The 21,205-nt window shown below is 68.1% G+C and carries 16 protein-coding genes; 10 read left to right on the forward strand and 6 right to left on the reverse strand.

The window, feature by feature from the left end; genetic code table 11:
• Positions 1 to 717 precede the first annotated feature (717 nt).
• The 6 genes from ACTMTI_RS38290 to ACTMTI_RS38315 all read left to right on the forward strand — a co-directional run bounded on the left by ACTMTI_RS38290 (position 718) and on the right by ACTMTI_RS38315 (position 9,374).
• Positions 718 to 3,606, forward strand: coding sequence for an AfsR/SARP family transcriptional regulator (locus ACTMTI_RS38290; protein WP_441125593.1), 2,889 nt, complete (start codon positions 718 to 720; stop codon positions 3,604 to 3,606).
• Between the two features lie 93 nt (positions 3,607 to 3,699).
• Positions 3,700 to 5,595 (forward strand): BTAD domain-containing putative transcriptional regulator, encoded by a 1,896-nt coding sequence (locus ACTMTI_RS38295; RefSeq protein WP_441125594.1) that lies wholly within the window; start codon positions 3,700 to 3,702, stop codon positions 5,593 to 5,595.
• Positions 5,596 to 5,951: 356 nt separating this feature from the next.
• The gene (locus ACTMTI_RS38300; RefSeq protein WP_441125595.1) at positions 5,952 to 6,491 is read left to right on the forward strand and encodes a TlpA family protein disulfide reductase; all 540 of its coding nucleotides are present in this window, start codon (positions 5,952 to 5,954) and stop codon (positions 6,489 to 6,491) included.
• Positions 6,484 to 8,304 carry an ABC transporter ATP-binding protein gene (locus ACTMTI_RS38305; protein WP_441125596.1) on the forward strand — a complete coding sequence of 607 codons (1,821 nt, stop codon included), beginning with the start codon at positions 6,484 to 6,486 and terminating at the stop codon, positions 8,302 to 8,304. The genes ACTMTI_RS38300 and ACTMTI_RS38305 overlap by 8 nt, the downstream gene beginning before the upstream one ends.
• A 9-nt stretch (positions 8,305 to 8,313) precedes the next feature.
• Positions 8,314 to 8,847, forward strand: coding sequence for a S26 family signal peptidase (locus ACTMTI_RS38310; RefSeq protein ID WP_441125597.1), 534 nt, complete (start codon positions 8,314 to 8,316; stop codon positions 8,845 to 8,847).
• A gap of 2 nt (positions 8,848 to 8,849) precedes the next feature.
• The gene (locus ACTMTI_RS38315; protein ID WP_441125598.1) at positions 8,850 to 9,374 is read left to right on the forward strand and encodes a MauE/DoxX family redox-associated membrane protein; all 525 of its coding nucleotides are present in this window, start codon (positions 8,850 to 8,852) and stop codon (positions 9,372 to 9,374) included.
• A gap of 186 nt (positions 9,375 to 9,560) precedes the next feature.
• Here ACTMTI_RS38315 and ACTMTI_RS38320 read toward each other — a convergent pair whose 3' ends face one another.
• Positions 9,561 to 9,755: a hypothetical protein gene (locus tag ACTMTI_RS38320; RefSeq protein ID WP_441125599.1), complete on the reverse strand. Its 195-nt coding sequence runs from the start codon at positions 9,753 to 9,755 to the stop codon at positions 9,561 to 9,563.
• Between the two features lie 222 nt (positions 9,756 to 9,977).
• Here ACTMTI_RS38320 and ACTMTI_RS38325 point away from each other — a divergent pair, with 222 nt between their 5' ends.
• The gene (locus ACTMTI_RS38325; RefSeq protein ID WP_441125600.1) at positions 9,978 to 11,195 is read left to right on the forward strand and encodes a serine hydrolase domain-containing protein; all 1,218 of its coding nucleotides are present in this window, start codon (positions 9,978 to 9,980) and stop codon (positions 11,193 to 11,195) included.
• Between the two features lie 147 nt (positions 11,196 to 11,342).
• Here ACTMTI_RS38325 and ACTMTI_RS38330 read toward each other — a convergent pair whose 3' ends face one another.
• The gene (locus ACTMTI_RS38330) at positions 11,343 to 12,155 is read right to left on the reverse strand and encodes an LLM class flavin-dependent oxidoreductase (protein WP_441125601.1); all 813 of its coding nucleotides are present in this window, start codon (positions 12,153 to 12,155) and stop codon (positions 11,343 to 11,345) included.
• Positions 12,156 to 12,359: 204 nt separating this feature from the next.
• Between ACTMTI_RS38330 and ACTMTI_RS38335 the strand changes: the two genes are divergently transcribed.
• Positions 12,360 to 13,079 (forward strand): carbonic anhydrase, encoded by a 720-nt coding sequence (locus ACTMTI_RS38335; protein WP_441125602.1) that lies wholly within the window; start codon positions 12,360 to 12,362, stop codon positions 13,077 to 13,079.
• A 188-nt stretch (positions 13,080 to 13,267) separates the two neighbouring features.
• On the opposite strand, the gene ACTMTI_RS38340 is transcribed toward ACTMTI_RS38335, so the two are convergent.
• Positions 13,268 to 14,395 (reverse strand): winged helix DNA-binding domain-containing protein, encoded by a 1,128-nt coding sequence (locus tag ACTMTI_RS38340; protein WP_441125603.1) that lies wholly within the window; start codon positions 14,393 to 14,395, stop codon positions 13,268 to 13,270.
• Between the two features lie 66 nt (positions 14,396 to 14,461).
• A complete protein-coding gene (locus ACTMTI_RS38345; protein ID WP_441125604.1) occupies positions 14,462 to 15,757 on the reverse strand; it encodes an alpha/beta hydrolase family protein in 1,296 nt (431 codons plus the stop codon).
• Between the two features lie 237 nt (positions 15,758 to 15,994).
• On the opposite strand from ACTMTI_RS38345, the gene ACTMTI_RS38350 reads away from it, so the two are divergent.
• Positions 15,995 to 17,326 carry a sensor histidine kinase gene (locus tag ACTMTI_RS38350; protein ID WP_441125605.1) on the forward strand — a complete coding sequence of 444 codons (1,332 nt, stop codon included), beginning with the start codon at positions 15,995 to 15,997 and terminating at the stop codon, positions 17,324 to 17,326.
• Positions 17,323 to 18,003, forward strand: coding sequence for a response regulator (locus ACTMTI_RS38355; protein WP_441125606.1), 681 nt, complete (start codon positions 17,323 to 17,325; stop codon positions 18,001 to 18,003). The genes ACTMTI_RS38350 and ACTMTI_RS38355 overlap by 4 nt, the downstream gene beginning before the upstream one ends.
• Before the next feature lie 61 nt (positions 18,004 to 18,064).
• Here the strand turns inward: ACTMTI_RS38355 and ACTMTI_RS38360 are convergent, their stop codons facing one another.
• A complete protein-coding gene (locus ACTMTI_RS38360) occupies positions 18,065 to 20,095 on the reverse strand; it encodes a cellulose binding domain-containing protein (RefSeq protein WP_441125607.1) in 2,031 nt (676 codons plus the stop codon).
• A 210-nt stretch (positions 20,096 to 20,305) separates the two neighbouring features.
• On the reverse strand, positions 20,306 to 21,175 hold the full coding sequence (locus tag ACTMTI_RS38365) for a GNAT family N-acetyltransferase (RefSeq protein ID WP_441125608.1): 870 nt from the start codon (positions 21,173 to 21,175) through the stop codon (positions 20,306 to 20,308).
• Positions 21,176 to 21,205 lie beyond the last annotated feature (30 nt).

The following is a 21,205-nucleotide window of genomic DNA, read 5'->3' on the forward strand; positions in this document are numbered from 1 at the left end:
CTCAACTGCCTTGATCAAATTGACAGGTACCGCCCCTACCTCCTGGTCACGGCCTACCAACAGGCTGATTGCTACATACGGCTCGAAAATCGGCGCTTTTCGTGGTGTTGGCGGCAACGTCGCCGTTCGGTCTTTCCCTAGTCTGCACTTCTAAGATCCGAGTGTGTCTGAGTACGTGTGGCCCGACGAGGGTCCTGAATTCGGGAAACGGGTGCGCGATGCCTGGACCGCGACGCGTCAAGCCCTGCCGATCGGGACGAGAGTGACCGGGACAGTCAGTCACCAGCATTGACCAGCCAAGATACCTCCGAAGCGATCATTGTTCTAGTTGTTCTGACGACAGCGCTGACGACAACGGCGGCGCCCGCAGTATGCGTTGCGGACATGGGTGCGCTGGGAGCGTGTGGCCGAGCTGGTCGTGGGGCCAGGAGGTGGGCTTCGTCCAGGATCAGGACGGGGGTGCGGCCCCGCTCGGCCAGTTCGGTGGCCATGTTCGGTTCCGGGATGCCGCTCCGGCGGCCAGCCGGGTGTTGTCCGAGGCGGCCAAGGCGGCCGGGCCGAGCGCGAGGAACGTCTCCTCGGGTTCGCTAGGCGGCCGACAGCGTGGGCTGTTTGCGGAGCAATTGACGTGAAGCGCTTGTGCCAGACTGGCCTTAATGATCTTCCGCACTGGACATCCGATGTTCCACCTCGTCGACGGCTCGCGAGGAGAGCTTCATGGCAGACGACAATGTGCTCAGATTCTCCGTCCTCGGCCCCGTGCGGGCATGGAGAGGAGAGAAGGAGATCGAGTTAGGCGCCTTTCAGCCGCGGTGCGTGCTCGCCGTTCTGCTACTCCGGCGGGAGCGCGCCGTGACCCGCGACGAAATTATCACCGCCGTATGGGGCGACCGGATGCCCAGACGAGCCGCTGCCGCGGTGCACACTTATGTCTCCGGCTTGCGGCGGGTGCTGGACCAGAAGACCAGAAAGATCATCTTATCGGGACGGACCGGCTACCAGCTCGCACCGGGGACATATGACCTCGATCTTGATGCATTCCGCGCGGGCGTGGCCGCCGCTCGCCGCGCCCGGGCACATGGCGACCTCGATACCGCGGTTGCCTGCTTCACCCAGGCGTTGGAGCACTGGCACGGCGAGGCGCTCAGCGGACTCGGTGGGCCCTTCGTGGAAACGGAGCGCGCCCTCCTCGCGGAGGTGCACCTGTCGGTGTTGGAGGAGTGCTTCGACGCCCAACTCAAGCTCGGCCGTCTCGAACCGCTTGAGCGGCTACCCCGCCTCGTGACCGAGCACCCGTTTCGGGAGCGTTTCCGGGAACAGCTCATGACAGCGCTCTATCTCGACGGCCGGCAGAGTGCGGCCATCGAGGTGTTTCATGAGACTCGGCTACTCCTGGACGAGGAACTCGGCGCGGAGCCCGGCCCGGCGCTGCGCCAGCTGTACGAGCGCATCCTGGCGAGTGTTCCCGTAACCGATGAGCCACGCATAGTCACAGTTCCGGTGCAACTACCGGCAGACATCGCCGACTTCACCGGCCGGGCGCAGGACGTCGGGCAAATCCGGCGAGTAATGGGCGAATTCGGCGAATGGCGTGGGACCGCTACGCCCGTTTGCGTCATCACTGGTACTGGAGGCGTGGGAAAGACGACCCTGGCGGTCCACGTGGCGCACCTCATGCGCCGGGACTATCCGGATGGGCTGCTCTATGTCGATCTTCAGGGTGCGACGGCGAACCCGATGCCCCCGATCGAAGTCTTGGCCCGCTTCCTTCGGGCCTTCGGCGTCGCCGACAGGGATCTTCCACGCTCGGAATCCGAGCGATCAGCGATGTACCGCACACTGGTGTCGGGCCGACGACTGCTCATCCTCCTGGACAACGCCCGCGACGTGCGCCAGGTGCTGCCGCTGCTGCCGGGCGATCCCGAAAACGCCACCCTCGTCACCAGCCGGGATCCACTGGTCACGCTCCCCGGCGCCCATCGTGTGAATCTCGGCGTGTTCAGCGAGTCCGAATCCGTCGCGTTCCTCACACGCGTCACCAGCGCGCGTGAGGCGGACGATACGGCAGAGGTCGCTCGGTACTGCGGGCATCTACCTCTGGCCCTCCGTATCGCCGGCGCCCGCGCCTGCCTGGCTGGACAGCCACTCACGGTTTTCGCCGATCGCCTCCGCGACCAGCACCAGCGGCTGGCCGAACTCGAGGTCGCCGATCTCTCCCTCAGAGCCAGCTTTGGGCTGAGTTACCAGCTCCTGCGGGAGCAGGCGGATGGAGCTGCCGCGCGCGCGTTCAGACTGCTGGGTCTGATCGACGCCAACGAGGTGACGCTCGGCGTGATCGCCCGGGTAGTGGACGCATCCGCGCAGGAAGCCGAGGATGTCGTGGCACAGCTCACCAGGCTGCAGTTCCTCGTTCAGTCCGGACCGGGCCGCTATCGCATGCACGATCTCATTCGCCTGTACGCCGCGGAGCGCGCCAGGAAGGAAGAGCCGGAACCGCAACGGCGGTTGGCGATGACGCGGGTGTTGGGCTGGTATGCCGCAGCCGCCCAGCACGTCGCCCAGTTGATCCAACCGGAGGGCGACGCGCCGGCGTCCATGGACGAGGTCGCCCTGCCGGAGCCCACAACGCCGGAGGAGGCGATCAGCTGGTTTCGCACCGAACGGCAGAATCTTCTAGCAGTCATGCGACAGGGAGGCGACCTAGCCGAAGCATGGCCTCTGTCGTGCAGGCTGGTGTCGGCGCTCTACTGGCTGTTCCGGGCGGACGGCCAGTTCGAAGAGTGGGCGGCCGGCGCCGTACGCGCCCTGCACGCGGCCCGCGCCCACACCGATTTCGCCGCCATCGCCCGGCTCACCACGCAGCTCGCGGATCTACGCCTTCACCAGGGCGATGACACCGGAAGCTTGCCCTACCTCCTTGAGAGCGCCTACGCGCATCGGAGGCGCAGGGACATCAGGGGGGAGATCCGCGCGCAGATCAACATCGGGGTGATCCACCATCGCATGGGCAAGCTGGCGGAGGCCGTGCGGAGATACGAGGTCGCACTGGACCGGGCAGAGACTGCAGCGTATCCACGCGCCGCGGCCTATGCCTTGATGAACCTCGCCGCCGCTCACCGTGACCGGGGAGACCATAGAGCCGCCCTTGACAGCGACACAAGAGCGATCTCTGTCCTGCGCGACATCGGCGATCGCCAGGGCGAGGCCGATGCCCTCGACGATCTGGCGGAGACTCACAGATCCGCCGGGCGGCACACTGACGCCATCGTCGCTCACGAAGCTGCCCTCGCGGTGGTGCGCGATCTGCGGCTGAGGTACAAGGAAGTGGCCTTTCTCTGCGAACTCGGGGAGACCTACCTGCAGGCGGCTCGACCCTGGCAGGCCACGTCGGTGCTCGAGCAAGCGCTGACGATCACGCGGGAGATCCACGATCAGTACGGCGAGGGACGCGCGTTGCTGCGCCTGGGCCGAGCGGCGCAAGCACTCGGGGATGAAGCTGGTGCGCGGCTACGGTGGCAGGCGGCGCTCCGCTTGCTGCGCGCATGCGGTGCACCGGAGGTGGCCGACGTGTGTGCCCTCCTCGACACTTCGGTTCGGGCCCGCTGACAAGCGGCTGGGCACCGCTTCAGAACCTCCTTAGCCGGCCGGTCTAGGCTTCCCCAGTCTTCGACCACTGGGGGAGAAGTGCACTTTCGGGTATTGGGACCAGTTTGCATCGCCAACGACTCGCAAACGATCACTTTGGGTGGTGCCAGGTCGAACGCGTTCCTGGTCACCCTTCTGCTCTTACACAATCGGCCGGTCTCCTTTGACCGCCTGGCCGAGTCGCTGTGGGAGGGTGAACCGCCGGCTTCGGCGAAGGCCAACCTGCGCAGCTACGCCTCCAAGCTGCGCCGCACTCTGGGCCCCGGGGAGCGCGATCGTCTCAAGGTCCAGGATGGCCACTACAACCTGCGGGTCGCCGCTAGTGAAGTCGACGCGGCCACCTTCAACGATCTCGCGCGACAGGGTAGTGCCGCTTTGCGGCGCGGCGATCTCGACCCCGCAGTCTGCCTGCTCCAAGAGGCACTCGGACTCTGGCGAGGTGCAGCCGCCCAAGACGTGCCACGGCTGCCCGGCCTCGCACCGCATCTGGTCACTCTGGAAGAGCGCAGGCTCGGTGCCGCGGAAGACCTGATGCAAGCCCTGCTCGCGAAAGGCGAACTGTCCACCGTGGTCTCCGAGGCACGCGCGTTCCTGGCCGACAACCCGTGTCGGGAACGCGCGTGGGCCCTTCTCATGCTTTCGCTCTACCGCTGCGGCGACGTGGCGGGGGCGCTCGGAGCCTTCGCCGACGCGCGGTCCACGTTCGTCAACCGCCTAGGCGTGGAGCCCGGCCCGGAGCTGCGTGATCTGCAGGTGGCGATCCTGCGCCGCGATTCGGCCGCAGGGAACAGCCGGCGGGAGCCGCTCACGATGGTCGGCGATTCTCCGCCGTGGACTGCGACTCCTGACGTCGTGCCTCGCCAGCTTCCCCGTGACGTCACCTATCTCGTCGGCAGGGAGAGGCAGGTGTCGGATCTGCGAACCAGACTGCTGGCCCACGGTGCGCCGGTCGTCGCCATCCACGGTCCAGCCGGCGTCGGGAAGTCCGCACTGGCCCTGCGACTGGCGCACGCCGTCAGTGAGAGGTTCCCGGACGGTAATCTCTACTTCGACCTGCGCGGCAACATGGCTGATCAGCCACCCGCCGACTGGCGTGCGGCGCTGGACGGCGCGCTGCGTGCGCTGACCCGCCGCCCCGACGAAAACAGCCCTTCGGCTGAGGAGTCCGTCGCCCGGTTCCGCTCGCTGCTGGCCGGACGCCGCGTGCTCCTCGTGATCGACAACGCAGTCGACGCCGACCAGGTGCGATCGCTGCTGCCGCCTCAGCCGCACTGCGCCTGCATCGTCACCAGCCGTCGCATGCTCGCAACGCTCGACGGCGCCTATCATTGCGACCTTCAGCCGCTGCCGACCACGGAGGCCGTCGGCCTGCTCGGCCATCTGGCGGGGGATCAGCGCGTGGCGGCCGAGCCCGATGCCGCTCGTGAGGTGGCCCGGCTGTGTGACCATCTCCCCCTGGCACTCCGCATCGCCGGCGCGCGCCTGGCCACCCGTCCGGCCCACTCCCTCGGCGACTTCGCGGCACGACTGCGAAACAGCCCTTGCCGGCTCGACGAGCTGGAGTTCGAGGATCTCAGCCTGCGCTCCCGGCTGCAGGCCAGCCTCCGCGTGCTGGAGGACAGCGAGAATCCGCTCGACCGCCTCGCCGTAGCCCTCTTCACCCTGGTAGGAAGGTTGCTCGTCAGCGCTGAACGCCCGGCGCGGACGACCACGGATCCCGGCCTCCTCCCCCACCGGGCGCTGGACCGCCTCGTCGATCTACGGTTGCTGGACAGCTCCGGCAGCGACCGTTACCGCATCAGCTCTTTGGCGGCGATCTTCGCCGTCGAGCGTGGTGTCGAGATCGCCGACAAGCCGGGTGCCGCCTCCCGATTCCGGGCGGGAGGCGGTGAGCCGCGGATGCGAGATCAGCAGGGGCTATTGCAGGCGGTGCACCGCTTCTCCCAGTAGCCATCCGAGCAGCAGATCGTGTAGCAGAAACGGTACCGAGAGCCGGCACAGTTTTCGCACGTCGTCTTGCACGTCCAGCACGACCGTGCCGCCGCGGTCGTCTGCGGGACCACCAGGCGCAACGCTCGGTCGGCCAGCTTTCCGACGAAACGCATGTTCGTTCTCCCTTCTGGGGGTTTCGGACACGAGTGATGCTGGCCGCTCGATGTTGCGGGCCCCGCACACGCGGCGCATACGTCCCTCTTCCGCCGCCGTGCACGCCGTATGCGCCGCCGTATGCCTGGAGAGCACACCCTCGTGGCGAGATACACGAGAGCAACGACCATGTCAGGCGAATCGATCTTAGGGAGAGCCCCATGCCAACCCTGTTCTCGCTCCTTGCCTTGATGGGCACGCTGACGCTGCTCAACCTCATCCTGACCTTCGGCGTGATTCGCAGGCTGCGGGAGCACACCGGCCTGCTGTCCTCACGTGGCGCGGACACCATGGCCACGGTCGGGACGACGGTCGCCGACTTCGCCGCGACCACGACGGACGGCGAGCCCATCACCAAGGAGGTGCTGGCCGGCCAGACGCTGGTCGGCTTCCTCTCTCCCACCTGCGGCCCTTGCAAGGAGACCCTGCCCGATTTCGTCCGCCACGCGCGTGAGGCGGTCGGTGGGCGCCGGCAGGTTCTCACGGTCATCTCCGGGGAGGAGGACGCGGCGACCGAGATGATCGCGCAGCTCACCCCGGTCAGCCGCGTGATCGTGGAGCCTCACGGTGGACCGATGGCCACCGCGTTCGAAGTACGGGGATTTCCGTCATTCGCCTTACTGGACGGCACCGGCACCGTGACGGCTGTCGGCCCGCTGGTGATGGAGATGGCGGCGGGGACTGTGATGCAGCGTGCGTGACCGGTTGGCGGCGCAAGGCCCTGTGGCCGACGCCGTGTTCGCCGTCCGGTTGGCGTGGCAGGGCGCGCGGGGCGCACTCCTGATCCCGGTGGCCCTCACTCTCGCCTCGGCCACCGCTCCTGTCGTGGTCGCCTGGCTGACCAAGATTGTTTTGGATCGGATCCTCGTCGCCTCCGACCAAGGCAACGTTCTCATCCTTGCCTGCGCGATCGCCGTCGCCGGTCTGGTGGCAGCCGTCCTGCCGCACGTCACGGAGTTCTTCGACGGGGAACTGGATCGGCGCATCGGCGCAGTCGCGTTCGACAAACTATATGCGGCAGTTGAGCGCTTCATCGGTCTCAGCCGTTTCGAGAACCCGGAGTTCCTCGACCGATTGAGGCTGGCCGATCAGAGCGCACGCAGCATCGGCCGCCTGCTCGACGCGGGCCTGAGCATCGTGCGTGGAGTGCTCATGGCCGCGGGCTTCATCGGCGTGCTGTTTTCCGTCAGCTTGACCGTCACCGCGCTGGTACTCACGGCCGTTGTGCCGACGCTGGTCGCCGAGTTGGCGCTCTCCCGGCGTCGTGCGCGGATGACGGTGGACGTGAGCCCGGCCGAGCGGCGGGAGTTCTTCTACAGCCAGTTGCTCAGCAGTGTGGACGCCGCAAAGGAGATCCGGCTTTTCGGGATCGGCGCCTTCCTGCGCGGGCGCATGCTCCGGGAGCGGCGCGCAGTCGACACCCTCCGCCGCCGCATGGACGGCAAGGAACTGATGGTGCAAATGGTCCTTGGCGCGCTCGGCACGCTGATAGCCGGTGGCGGGCTGGTCTGGGCGGTCCTCGCGGCCTGGCGTGGTGATCTCACGGTCGGCGACATCTCACTCTTCGTGGCCGCCATCGCCGGTGTCCAGACGGCACTCGGCGCGGTGATCGGCGGAATCGCCCGGGGACACCACGGGCTGCTGCTCTTCAGCCACTACCGCGCCGTGGTCAACGCCCCCGCCGACCTGCCCGTGCCCCCTTCACCTGCGCCCGTCGGACCGCTGCGGGAGAGCATCGAGCTGCGAGACGTGTGGTTCCGCTACAGCGCGGACCATCCGTGGGCGCTCCGGGGCGTCAACCTCCGAATCCCGTACGGCCAAGCCGTGGCCCTGGTCGGCCGCAACGGAGCCGGGAAAAGTACGCTCGTCAAGCTCTTGTGCCGCTTCTATGACCCCACGCGTGGATCAATTCTCTGGGACGGCGTGGACATCCGCTCGATGGCACCGGAGCGGCTGCGAGAGCGTGTGGCCGCCGTGTTCCAGGACTACATGGAATACGACTTGACCGCTGGAGAGAACATCGCCCTCGGCGACATATCCGCTCTCGCAGATCAGGCGCGCATAGCGGCCGCGGCCGGCCGGGCGGACATCCACGAAACTCTCGCTGCGCTGCCTCAGGGATACGAGACCATGCTGTCGCGCATGTTCCTGGACGAGGCGGACAGGGCTGACCCCCGAACCGGTGTCGTGTTGTCGGGCGGGCAATGGCAGCGGCTCGCATTAGCCCGGGCGTTCATCCGTGAGCGCCGAGACCTGACGATCCTGGATGAGCCGAGCTCGGGACTCGACGCCGAGGCGGAATACGAGATCCAGCGTAGTATCCGCGCCTATGGCGACGGTCGGACCAGTTTGCTGATCTCGCACCGCCTCGGGTCGGTGCGCGATGCCGACATGATCGTGGTCCTCGATGAGGGCGTCATCGTGGAGCATGGCCGGCACGCCGAGCTCATGTCCTCCGCCGGGCAGTACGCCCAGATGTTCGCTCTGCAAGCAGTCGATTATCAAACCCAGTGAGAGGGCCAAATGATCACGATCATCGCTGTGGCGGGGTTCATCGCGATCAGCCTTGCCTTGTGGTGGCTGCATAGACATTTCGTCATCGTGACCGTGCGCGGCACCAGCATGTTCCCTACCTTCAGCGACGGTGACCATCTGCTGGTGCGGCGGATCTCGCTGGGACGGGTACGTCGAGACCACGTCGTCGTGCTGGCCAACGATATGATCGACACCGCCCAGCCGCCGTGGGTCATCAAGCGAGTGCTGGCCGTGCCGGGCGATCCGGTGCCGAAGGCGGCCATCCCGTCATTGAGGTCCTCGCGCGACGTCGTCGTGCCCGAGGGGCGGCTTGTCCTCGTGGGCGACAACCCAGCGCACAGCCACGACTCCCGGCAATCCGGGTACTTCGCTGGCGACGGCCTGCTCGGCGTGGCCGTGACTCGCCTGCCGTATGCCCCCTCTGCCAAGAGTGCTCCTTCGAATGTCGTGCTGGTGGAGACTCCCAAGGCCGGCGTACAGCCAGCGAGCATCGTCGCACGATCCCCCCGCCCGCGGAGCTGACCGTGCAGTACCTCGTCCTGGGTGCCCAGTTCCTGATCGGAACAGTCTTCATCGCCGCTGTCATGTCCAAGCTGGTTGCCTTCCAACTGTTCGTTCAGTCGCTTCGAGAGATGCGCGTGCTGCCCGCTAGGTGGGTGCACCTGGCCTCGCTGACCGTCGTGGCGGCCGAGTGCGCCGTCTTCCTGTGCCTGGCCATCCCCGTGGCTGCGCCGGCCGGGCTCGCTCTCGCGTTCTGCCTGCTGGGCGCGTTCAGCATCGCCATCCTGGTGTCACTGCGGCGAAAGCAGCATGTGCCGTGCAGGTGTTTCGGTTCGTCCACGACACCGCTGGGCATGGCGCATGTGATCCGCAACGGGGTACTCGCCGTCGTCGCCGCGACCGGCCTCCTCCTGCCGGACCGTGATGCGCCGGGGGAGGCCGCCGCGATACTGGTCGCGGCGATCACAGGAACCTTCCTCGGCTTCGCAGCCGCACGACTGGACGACGTGATCAAGCTGTTCCAGCCTGTCTCAGCCGGTCGAGGATGATGGGACAACAGTCCGCGCCGAGTCCTCCCTCTTGGGCTGGACGAACTGGCGACGACCGCCGACGCGCTGGAGGGTTTGGATCACCTCCAGGGTGGCGGCCTCCACATCAACGTCCTGCCAGCGGAGCCGGGAAGTTCGCCGCGCCGCAGACCGAGGCAGACTTTTGGGTTCACGTGGATACTGCTGTCATGCAGTGGGGAAGGTGACCGCCACGGTGGCCACATTGGCGCGGGTGTGAGCGGCGCCCCGCTGATAGTGGAAGACGGCACGGTCGCCGGGATGGTTGTCGCAGCGGCGAAAGATCATCCGAACCGCGGGTATGCGCTGGCCGCCGAGGAAATCCTTCCCGTCGCCAACGACGCGACTGATGCCACGAGACATGTCTCAACCCTGCAGTGCGATACGGATCGCTGAGCGGTCGCCTCGCCCGCGTAACGGTCTGGAAGAAGGGTCGCAGCCCCCGGCAGGCGCACATGAACCCGGCGCACCCCGACAGCGATCACACGTGTACTGACTGTGGTAGTAAAGACCACTACACGTACATCTGTGGCAATCGGGGGCACTGTGACAATGCTCAGTCGGCGACGGCTTCTCCAGGCGGGCGTGGGTACCGTGCCGGCGGTCGCGCTCGGGGCGCGGCCCGCGCAGGCCGGCTCGGCCGACGTGCTGACCACCGGCGTGGTGCCGAGCGCGCTGGCCGGGTTCGACAAGGCGATGCAGGCGTTCATCACCGAGCGGAACATCTCCTGCGCCCAACTCGCGGTCGCCAAGAACGGCAAGATCCTGCTCGCCCGCGGCTACGGGGTCTACTCCAAGCCGGGCGCCACGATCGTGCGCGTGCAGCCGACGTCACTGTTCCGGATCGCAAGTCTCAGCAAGAGTCTCACCGGAGCCGCGATCGCCCGGCTGGCCCAGGACGGCAAGCTGGCCATGGGCACCAAGGTCGCCTCTCTGCTCGGGTTGCCGACCACGGCCGACCCTCGGCTCGCGAACGTCACCCTGTGGCGGCTGCTCCAGCACACCGGCGGCTGGGACCGTGGCGTGTCCCCGGACCCGCTCTGGAACGACCACACGATCTCCGCGTCGCTGGACGTGCCGCTGCCGATCGATCACGCTGACATCGTCAAGTACGTCACCGCGCGCAAGCTCGACTTCGACCCGGGCACCAAGTACGTCTACAGCAACTACGGCTACATGCTGGCGGGCCGGGTCATCGAGAAGGTGTCCGGCATGAGCTACGAGTCGTATCTCAGGCAGAAGCTCCTCGCCCCCCTTGGGATCACCCGGATGCGGCTCGGCCGCAGCCTCCGCAGCGAGGCCTTCTCCACTGAGGTGACTTACGCGTCGAAGTACACCCACAAGAGCGTCGTGGACGCGTCCGGCGCGGTCGTGCCGTACCCGTACGGCGGGTTCAACATGCCGAACCAGGACGCCAACGGCGGCTGGCTCGCCTCGGCCGTCGACATGGTCAAGTGGGGGTTCGCCTTCGACGCGGCCGGGCCGGTGCTCAACTCGACGTCGATCTCGCGGGTGTTCGCCAAGCCGGAGATCGGCGTGAACGCCAACGGCTCCTGGTACGGCCTCGGCTGGAGCGTACGCAACAACAACGTCGGCGGGCTGAACACCTGGCACAACGGCTCAATGCCCGGAACATTCAGCTTTCTCGCACGGGTCCAGAACGGCGTCAGCTACTGCGCGATCTTCAACCGCAGGGAGGAGGAGGGAACGCCCGACTTCGACGCGATCGACCCCATCCTCGGCGAGGCGATCGGCACCGTGAAGACGTGGCCGACGACGGACCTCAGCCCGCGGTACTTCTGATCCCTACGGCTGCTCACCCCGACCAGCAGGATCCGGTGAGCGTGGTCAAGCCGGCCGCGGCGGTGCTGTGCACCGCCGCGGCCGGTCAAGACGCTGGTGGATCGTGCTGGTCGCCGACGTCAGCCCGTGGCTGCGGTCAAATGACAGCTAACCCGCACGCGGTGGACCCGCCTTGACGCGCTGCACGAGTTGCTCCGTGGAACCCCGATATCCGTGGAGATGCTCCAGCCACCACGTAGCGCCCGCGTCGGCGTATGCCCTTACCGAGGAGCCGGGCTCGCTCACCCCGATGAGCGCCACCTCGAAATCTGCGTCCGAAGGCCGGTGCCGGCGCACCTCGCCGACCTGAGCGGCGAGTGAGCCGGGCGACAGCGTCATGCGGCCCTCCTGGTCGTCGCCGGCGACGACCCAGCCGTCCCAGCGAGCGGCACGGCGAAGAGCGCCCGGAGCCGAGCCCCCCACCCACACCGGGACCCGGGGGCGCTGTAGCGGCAGCGGCGACAGCCGTACCCCATCGACCGTGTAGTGGGCGCCCCGATGGCGCACTTCGTCGCCGGACCAGAGCGAGGAGATCACTTCGAGCGCCTCGTCGAGCACGTTACCGCCGGGGCGAGGCGAGCCGAAAGCGGTGAACTCGGCGGTCACCCCGCCCAGCCCGGCCCCCAGAATCGCCCGGCCGCCGCTCAACCTGTCGAACGTGGCCACGGTGTGAGCCAGCGTCTCCGGACGATGCCGGGCCACGGCGGTCACCGCCGTACCCAGCCGGATACGGGAGGTTTCCTGAGCCGCGGCGGCCAGCACCACCCACGGGTCGGCCGATGGCGTCCCCCAAGCGAAGGCAAGGTGGTCCCAGACCAGCACGGCGTCCCATCCGGCGGCCTCGGCCTCCCGAGCCAAAGCCACCAAGCGCGATGGCTCCGCGAGGTCACCGAGGATCGCGACGTCGATACCGTAACGCATAGCCCCACTGAAGCACTCGGCACCGACAGTGCAACGTACTGCCTGGCCGTTCCGTTGGACGGCGGGAAGCTCGTCGGCCGCGTCATTCTGCAGGGGCCGCACAGTAGGAGCGAATCGCGTCGGACATGACTGTGTGCAGCGTTACATGTGATGACCGTTACATTTTCTAGCTTGGCGGCACGTGGGAGGCGCATACTCCAGGCCATGCAAAATCACGTGATCGACCGGCGGGGACTCCTGCGCGCCGGCCTCGTCGTCGGAGGCCTCCTCGCCGGTACGGCATCCGCGGGCACCGCAGTATTCGCCCAGACCGCGGAGCCGCTGGACGGGACCGCGCCAGAGCAGCGTCCCGCCACCCCCGACCAGGCGTGGGCGGCCCTGCGCGAGGGCAACCGCCGCTGGGTGACCGGCGACGTCACCCACCCGCACCAGGACGCCGCGCGGCGCAAGGCGGTGGCGGAGAAGCAGGACCCGTTCGCGGTCGTCTTCTCGTGCATCGACTCGCGGGTCGCGCCAGAGCTGGTCTTCGACACCGGGCTGGGCGACCTGTTCGTGGTACGGACCGCCGGACAGACCATTGACCCGCTGGTCACGGGCTCCGCAGAGTACGGTCCGGCAGAGATGGGCACTCCGCTCGTCGTCGTGCTCGGCCACCAGCGCTGCGGGGCCGTCACGGCCGCCGCGGAGGCGCTGCACGACCACAAGAAGCTGCCGGGCGAGCTGAGCACGATCGAGTCCTCCCTCCGTTCGGCCTACAAGCGCTCGGACGGCGACGTCGACAAGATGATCCGCATCAACACCATCGACGTGGTGAACCAGCTCAAGAAGGACAAGCTGTTCGCTCCCCTCATCGCCAAGGACAAGCTCAAGGTGATCGGCGCGTACTACTCGATCGACACTGGTGAGGTCACCCGGCTCCGCTGACCCCGGCGGGCGGGAAGAGCGCCCCGGGAGAAAGGCGCTTGCGGCGGGCACGGCCCCGGCGGTTCGGCGCTGGTCCCTCGGCGCCCCCGGCGGTTCGGCGCTGGTCTCTCGGCGCCCCCGCCGGGCCGCCTTCCCCACGGTCCTCCCCCGCGCCGAACCCCCGGACGCGATAGGAGGCTTCCTCTCCATTAACCAGGTAGCACGCGAACGTCAGCGCTGGGCATGGTGGTCCACCAGCGGTCGTAGCGGCGGTAGACCCGCGGTTCGCGATCGGCCAGGAACGCCACGAGCGTCTTGGCTTCGGCGGCGAGTCCATCCCATGCCTCCTCCGGAAGCCGGTGGAACGCGGTGGCCTCGATTCCGCCTTCGACTGGGCGCCATACCCCGGCGACGTAGCCGTCGATGAGGAGCGTCGGCAGCACGTCGCCGTTCGACCGGATGACCAGCTTTCGGTAGTCGGGCGGGATGACGCGGCTGCGGTCGAAGTAGGCGAGCAGGATGCTGTCCCACATGGCCATCAGCCTGGGCGGGGCCGGTGTGTCCTCAGCCGGGCGCGGTACGCCGAGGACGTCGAACAGGTCCGTGCCGTCGGGGCCTTCCAGCCGCTCCAGCACGCCGGAGAGAGCACGTATGGCCTCCCGCACTCTGGAACGTTGAACCAGGGCGAACTGCGCCACGTCCGCCACGGATGCCGGGCCGAACCCCGCCAGATAGCGCAGGACCAAACTCTGCAGGCACTCGTCGGTCCCCGGGGTCGGCGGCGTCCCGGCGGTGATGAACGACGGCCGCGAACCGAACGACCACGGCGCGCCGGTAGGGGCGTGCCGCAGCGGCGCGAACGTCCGCAGCGCCCACCACACGCTCTTCGGGACGACGCCCAGCCGCGCGCCGAGCCAGGCTTCGATCTCGGCCGCCGTACGGGCTCGGTCTGCGAACTCCAGCAGCTCCGGGACCAGCGCGTCGGCGTCGGTGGCGGAAAGCCCGCTCACCGTGAAGCGCGGGTCGCCGAGCCTGGCGCCACGCAGCGTCGGCTGCATGGCGGCATGCATGACCGGATGGTCGTCTGCGTGCACCACGTGCAAAGTGATCCGCATCAGGGTGGCCTTCACCAGCATGCGGTCGCTGAAGGCCGTGTCCAGGTCGGCCGGGTCGAAGTCGGTCAGCCGGTTCCATAACGCCACATAGGGCGAGGCGGGCTGCTGCGCCTGCAGGGCGACCACGCGGCGGACCGCGTCCCTGACATCGAGTGCCTCCCTGCCAAGAAGCAACTGCCGGCTCAGCGTGGCTCGGTTGAGCTCCCGTGCACTCATACGCATGCCGAAAGTGTCTCGCAACCGACTGACATCCGCGGCTCGTGAAGAGCTCACGTGGCGAGCCGGCCGCTACCGGCAGGTCGCCGTCTCCACGGAGCAGTGTTTGACCTCGGGATAGCGCGCCGACGGCTTGTCCAACAAGGGCTGCGCCTTCTTACCCAGGTGCAGGTCGAAGAAGGCGCCAACGTACTTTCGGGTGATTTCCAGAGAACGAACCGGGGTCAGGCCGGCCCCGAGGTCGATGCCGAGTTGTCCGGCCAGCAGTGGAACGTCGGTGAAGGACGCGTGCTCCGCGCCGGCCACCACGAGCCAGCGCTTCCACCTGGTCAGGCGTTTCCAGTCGCGCTCCCACGTGCTGTCCTTGCCTCCAGGGCTGTGCATCTCCTGCGTGCCCAGGAACAGGAACGGCCGCGACAACCCGCTCGGCGGGATCGGGGCGAACGTGGTGCCGTCCATGTTGATCCCCGCACGCACCCGGGAGTCCTTCAGCATGGCGGCGATGCTGCTTGCACCTCCCACGGATTGGCCCGCCATCGCGATCCTGGACGGGTCGATCAGCCGGGCGCCCTTCCACTGCGAGCGCGACCGGGTCAGCTGGTCGAGCACGAAGGACACATCGAGCGCCCGGCTTCCCACCACTTTCTCCCCGAATCCCTCGCCCTTGGCCTGGCAAGCGACGCAGGTGGTGACCCGTCCATCGGGGAAGGCCGTGGCGGCGGACTCGTACGTATGGTCGATTCCGACCACCACATAACCTCTGCTCGCCAGATCCTCGGCCAGGGCCGTGAGCGAGCTTCGGTGCGAGTTGAAGCCGGGGGAAAGCACCACGAGTGGCAGGCTGCGGCTACGCCCTGCCGGGTTCGCGTCGCTGAAGGCGTTGGTCCGCGTCTTGCTCAGCACGTCGAACGGCACGCCGGGGAGCTGAGCGTCCTTCACCAGGAGCTCCGACTCCTTTGGCGTCACGTACTGCGCTCGCCGCTCGCCCCGCGGCTTCGCCGGGTACCACAGAGAGACCATGAGCTCCCTCGCTTTCGCCTCGGGGACCCAGGGGTCGTGGCGAGAGACGTCTTTCAGATGGAGGGACGTGGCGCCGACCGGATGGGAACCCGTTGGCTTGGGCAGGTACAGCGTGCTCGTCGGCGCGGCCGAACGGCCGGCGGACGCGGTGGAGGCGGACGCGGACGCCGTACAGGCAGAGGCCACGAGGGCGAGCAGTCCTACGACCGCGACCGCGCTGCCCCGCTTGATCGGAGCCCACGGCGTCCGCCTTCCGCTGCCGGAGAGCGTCGGCACGGCGACCGCCTCGTCCTCCTTGGCAGTCCACGTCGGCGCACCAGCGCCTTGCGCCTCGATCACATGACCCATGAACGTTGGTCCTTCCCGTTGGGAGGCCGTCTCGACGGGGAAATCGCCGTGCGACCTGATGACGGGAACGAAGCTAGGCGGAGCCGATGTTCACGCGCGTCGGCTGCCACGCCGACATCGGATACCTCCTGCGAACGACCCGGCCGCGATGTCATCCCTGAGATGTACTCCCGATGGCCACCGCCCCGGTCACTGAGAAGGATGCGCGGCAAATCACGCAGGCAGGACAATGTGCCGATGGCAGCAGAGGAACGACGGCTTTGGCGGCAGTACGTGCTGGACGTGCTGCGTCCCGAGGAGCAGACCGCCCGGCCGTCTCGCCGAGCGCTTGTCACCGACGTGCTGCTCGCGATCGTACTGACCGTCACCGCGGTGGCCGCGGTGGCGAGCTTCCGTGGCGGTGACCAGTCCACCGGTGAGCGACCACCGCACCTGGTCGAATCGTTGCAGCTCCGGCCCACCCCGCCGGCACGGCCGGCCGACCCGACCGCACCTTCCCAAAACACATCCGTCGACCGCCCGAGCAACGACCCCCACCCGCTCCTGGTGATTCTGACCACCCTGCCGTTGGCGGCCCGGCGCCGCTATCCGCTCACCACGTTCTGGGTGGTGTTGCTCGCAGCGCTGGCCACGTCCGAGGGCGCTACGTGGATCACCGTGCTCGCCTGCGCCATTGCCGCCTACAGCGCGGTCGCCCACAGCCGCCACCGGGCACCGGCGATGGCCGGCCTGGTGGCCGCGGCTGTGCTGGCCGGCACCATCTTCCGAGGCGTCGCGCCGGTGCTGCCGAGTTGGCTGGGGCCGTTCGTCGTACTGCTGAGCGCCGGTGGCCTCGCCGGCTTCGTCCGTTTCTGGCAGCGGCGGCTCAGAGCCGGCCGGGATCGGCTCACTCAGCTGCAGCAGGATCAGGAGGATGCCATGCACAGGGCTGTGGAGGAGGAGCGCTCCCGGATGGCCGGCGAGCTGCACGATATCGTCACCCACAACGTGAGTGTGATGGTGATCCAGGCCGGCGCCGCGCGCAAAGTGATGGACGCCGAGCCGGAGGAGTCGAAGCGGGCCCTGCTCGCCATCGAAGCGAGCGGCCGAGCGGCCATGGGCGAACTTCGCCATGTCATGGGCCTGCTCTCCGGCTCAGACAGCGGGCGCCCCGACGGCTCGGGCGAAGGGCTCGAACCGCAGCCCGGGCTCGACCGGCTCGACGCTCTGGTCGATCGGGTTCGCGCGGCCGGGATAGGGGTCAGTGTCGCGATGTCGCCGCCGCCTGATCCCCTGCCGCCCGGGGTCGACCTGACTGCCTACCGCGTCGTACAGGAAGCCCTGACCAACACGATCAAGCACGCGGCCCACGCGGAGGCGTCCGTCACGATCGGCCACAGCGGTGATTGGCTGGAGATCGAGGTCGCCGACACCGGTGGAGCGCAGCGGAACTCCTCGCGGACCGGCGGCGGTCGTGGGCTGATCGGGCTGCGCGAGCGCCTCGCCGTCTACGGCGGCACCTTGGACGCCGGGCGGAGACCCGGCGGCGGATACCGGGTCAAAGCGCGAGTCCCGTGGAGAGCCACATGAGCCGGCCCCTGCGCGCGGTGATCGCCGATGATCAGGCGCTGGTACGCACCGGCTTCCGGATGATCCTCGCCGCCGACGGCATCGAGGTGACGGCGGAGGCGGCCAACGGAGCCGAGGCGGTCACGGCAGTCCGGCGCACCAGGCCCGACGTCGTGCTCATGGACATCAGAATGCCGCAGATGGACGGCATCGAAGCCACTCGGCGAATTCTGGCCGATGGAGCGGACGAGACCCGCGTGCTCATCCTGACCACCTATGATCTCGACCACTACGTCTACACCGCCCTCACCGCGGGCGCCAGCGGCTTCCTGCTCAAGGACGTCACCCCCGAGCACCTGGTGACCGCGGTGCGTCTGGTGCGTTCCGGTGACGCCCTCCTCGCACCGACGATCACCCGCCGCCTGGTCGAGCGTTTCGCCCGCCGCGACGACGCGAAGGCCGCGCTCCATCGTGATCTGTCGGAGCTGACGCCGCGGGAGCTCGAGGTGCTGCGGCTGCTCGCCACCGGTCTGAGCAACGCCGAGCTCGCCGAGCGGCTGACTCTCAGCCCGACGACGGTGAAGACCCATGTCGCGCGTATCTTGTCCAAACTCGGCCTCAGGGACCGTGTCCAGGCCGTCGTGCTCGCCTACGAGACTGGACTGATCTCCCCGGGCGGTGGGGCCGGAAGAGAGTGAGTACGGCCAGGCGGCGGCCGGAGGGCTACGTCTGCCGCTTCGGCCGGCCGCCCTTCGATGACTACTGAGTCCTGCAGACGGTTCCGTTGAGGGTGAAGACGCTGGGAAGCACGTTCGGGCCGGAGTAGTTGCCGACGAAGCCGATCGTGGTCGACGCCCCTGTGGGGAGCGAGCCGTTGCCGGAGTCGTTGACGACCTTGACGTTCGATCCGTTCTGCGACCAGACGGCGCTCCAGCCGCTGCCCAGGCTCTGCCACGTCGCCGGCCAGTTGAAGTTCAGGGTCCAGCCGTTGATCGGGGCGCCGTTGTTGGTGATGTCGATGGCGCCGACGTAGCCGCTCGCCCAGTCGGACTGGATGGTCAGGCGTACGGTGCAGGAGCTGGAGGCGGGGGTGCCCGTGGTGAACGTCAGCGGCGGGGAGGCCCACGAGACGCCGCCGCCGCTGTCGCGGGCGATCACGTTGACGGTGTAGCGGGTGCCTGGCTGCAGGTTGTCCACGGTGAGCGAGGTGCCGGAGGTCTCCCCCAACTGCTCGCTGATGACGCCGTTCTGGCGGTGGACCTCGTACTTCGCGATCGGGCGGGCGCCGGCGGCCGCGGCGGGCCAGGAGATCGTGGCGGTCTTGTCCGTCACGTTGGCCGCGGTCGGCTGGCCGGGCGCGCCCGGGAGCCCGGTCTGGGCCGTGTCGGGGCGCAGGATGATCGTCGTCATGGAGAGCGGCGGCAGGGTGGGGGTGGCCGTCGTCGAGGTGGTGATGCTCGTGGCGCCGTTGGTGTGGGTCAGTACGGTGGGCGCCCCGGACGCCGGGCGGAAGCCGGAGTAGTCGAGCGCGACGGGGTAGGACGTGTCGGACGAGGTGTTGATCAGCAGCACGGCCAGGTCGCCGTTGGGGCGGCGGGCGGCGTGCGCGCTGACCTTGGCCTGGTCGGTCGCGGCCTTGATGAACTGGTCGCCGGGGCGGGCGAACTTGCTCACCATCTGCAGGGCGTAGTACGGCGCGAAGGGGGTGTTCAGCACCGGCTCGCAGACGCTGCCGTCCGAGGTGCAGGTCGCACTGGACAGCAGGCCGAAGTCGCCGTAGTCGGTGTACCCGGCGACCTGCGTGACGTTGCCGATGCCGTTGCGCACGTTCCACCAGTCGACCGTGAAGACCCCGTTCGCCAGCAGCGTCGCGTACGCGTCGGCGGCGGCCAGCGCCCCCGGCTGCGTGGTCGTGCCGCCGTTGCTGGAACCGGTGTTGAACTCGGTCATCGAGATGCCGATCCGCTCGGATCCGGATCCCGCGTACTTCGCGATCTGCTGGCGGGTGAGGTGGATCATGTCGGGTACGTGGCCGGCCTTGTCGAAGGCGCCCGGGTACCAGTGGAGGATCACAAAGTCGATCTTCGGTCCGGCGGTCGAGAGGACGACCTTGTTCCAGGTTCCGTCGTCGCCCTCGGCCACGATCCCGTCGGGCCAGTTGGCCGGCGTGGTCAGCACCGCGCCGATCTTGATGGTCGGGTCGACCGCCTTCATCGCGTCGCTGTAGGCGACGACGTGGCGGGCGTACTCGGCCGGGCTCTTGTCGGCGTGGTTGTCGGCCTCCCAGGCGGCGCCGTAGTGCCCGTTGCCGTAGTTCTCGTTGCCGATCTCCCAGTACTTGATTCCGTAGCCCTTGGTGACGTTGGCGTGGCGCACCCAGGCGGCGGCCTCCTCGGCGGTGCCGGTGCCGTAGTTGGCGGTCACCATGGCCTGCGCCCCCGTGCGCCGCACGCCGCCCATGAAGGTGTCGAAGTCCGTGTTGGGAGCCACGTAGCCGCCCGGAGCGGTGTGGTCGGCCCAGTGGTAGATGTCGGAGTACGAGCCGCCGGGATAGCGCAGCAGCTTCACGCCTGCGTCCTTGAGCAGGTCCGCGGTCTCGTCGGTGCCCAGGTAGGTGTCCCAGATCGCATGGTTCGTACCAATGCCGGTCTCGGGGACTTTCGCGAGCGCGGCGCGGGCGTTGACGGTCACCGCGACCGGTGCGGCTTCGTCGGCGTACGCCGCGGGGGCGGTCAGTACGGTCAGCGTCAGCAGGACGGCGGACATGGCTCGTAAGAGGGATTTCGGCATCGGCGCACCTCGCCATGGGTAGCGGTATTCAGTCGACACCCCCTCCCGACCAGGAGGCACCATGATCATGCGGTGCGACGTCACGCCCGTCAACCAAAGCTGAAACTTTCACGCCGCACGGCCCGCGGGGACCTCTTCGCCCGTCACGGGCGCGACTCGCCACAGGCGCACGGTCGCGAGCACCACGAGCACGGTGGCCCTTTGGGACCCCTACGAGGCGGGCTCGTATCGGGCGCGGCGGGCGATCGCGGAGAATCCGAGCCCCTGGAAGAGGGCGGCGGACGCGGGGTTGTTGACGTTGATGTCCAGGAAGACTTCCGTGTCGCCGTTCTTACGCATGCGTTCGAGGGCGGCGACGGCGAGTGCTCGTCCGAGGCCGCGCCGCCGCCATTCCGGTACGGCGCCGACCTGGATCAGGAAGCCTTGCGCGCAGGCCACGAAACCGACGGGCGTCCCGTCGGAGGTCTGCGCCACCAGGGAACACTGAGGCAGGAATTCGTCGTCGACCAGCCAGTCGGCCCACTGGGTCTGTGACCAGCCGGGAAAGCCGGGACGATCCGCGAAAGACGCCCGGTAGGCCGCGTAGAAAGCGCCCTGGTTGCCTTCCGTCCATTCTTCGACCCGAATGTCTTGCGGAAGTGGAAAGGGCGGAAGGGAAAACGTCAGGTCGCAACGGTAGACGTCTTCGGCGAATGCCTGCGTGAAACCCCGCGACACGAAAAGCTCGTGGGCTTCCGGGGTCAGCAACTCGGTCTCCACCTGAAGGCGCCGCGACCGTTGCTTCCCCACGTCGATGAGCTGGTCGAGAAGTCTGGAGCCCAGGCCGCGCCCGCGGTGGTCCGGGTCGACGAGGCCGACCAGCGCGGCGGCGTCCTTCACGGGGCGCACCGCTCCGCAAGCGATCAGGTGACCGTCGTCGAAGGCGCCCACTGCCGTCACCTCGGCGCCGGCGTATCGACGCGCCAGAAAGGCTTGCGATGTGGTGGCCTCGAGCCCGCCGTCGTGCGTCATGCATTTGTGCGCGAGGTCCGCGATCTCAGTAATGTTCGCCGGTGCCAGCGCCGCCCACACAACGCCCACGATCAGCCTCTCTCTCCATAAACGGAATGA

Source organism: Nonomuraea sp. H19 (genome assembly GCF_052068215.1).
In the GTDB taxonomy this organism is placed as follows: Bacteria; Actinomycetota; Actinomycetes; order Streptosporangiales; family Streptosporangiaceae; genus Nonomuraea.

What these genes read in the sequence shown, in the direction of transcription:
- ACTMTI_RS38320 (WP_441125599.1), bottom strand. Translation starts at nt 9,755, where the DNA reads ATGTCTCGTGGCATCAGTCGCGTCGTTGGCGACGGGAAGGATTTCCTC.
- ACTMTI_RS38335 (WP_441125602.1), top strand. Translation starts at nt 12,360, where the DNA reads ATGCAAAATCACGTGATCGACCGGCGGGGACTCCTGCGCGCCGGCCTC.
- ACTMTI_RS38330 (WP_441125601.1), bottom strand. Translation starts at nt 12,155, where the DNA reads ATGCGTTACGGTATCGACGTCGCGATCCTCGGTGACCTCGCGGAGCCA.
- ACTMTI_RS38345 (WP_441125604.1), bottom strand. Translation starts at nt 15,757, where the DNA reads ATGGGTCATGTGATCGAGGCGCAAGGCGCTGGTGCGCCGACGTGGACT.
- ACTMTI_RS38290 (WP_441125593.1), top strand. Translation starts at nt 718, where the DNA reads ATGGCAGACGACAATGTGCTCAGATTCTCCGTCCTCGGCCCCGTGCGG.
- ACTMTI_RS38310 (WP_441125597.1), top strand. Translation starts at nt 8,314, where the DNA reads ATGATCACGATCATCGCTGTGGCGGGGTTCATCGCGATCAGCCTTGCC.
- ACTMTI_RS38360 (WP_441125607.1), bottom strand. Translation starts at nt 20,095, where the DNA reads ATGCCGAAATCCCTCTTACGAGCCATGTCCGCCGTCCTGCTGACGCTG.
- ACTMTI_RS38300 (WP_441125595.1), top strand. Translation starts at nt 5,952, where the DNA reads ATGCCAACCCTGTTCTCGCTCCTTGCCTTGATGGGCACGCTGACGCTG.
- ACTMTI_RS38350 (WP_441125605.1), top strand. Translation starts at nt 15,995, where the DNA reads ATGGCAGCAGAGGAACGACGGCTTTGGCGGCAGTACGTGCTGGACGTG.
- ACTMTI_RS38355 (WP_441125606.1), top strand. Translation starts at nt 17,323, where the DNA reads ATGAGCCGGCCCCTGCGCGCGGTGATCGCCGATGATCAGGCGCTGGTA.
- ACTMTI_RS38340 (WP_441125603.1), bottom strand. Translation starts at nt 14,395, where the DNA reads ATGCGTATGAGTGCACGGGAGCTCAACCGAGCCACGCTGAGCCGGCAG.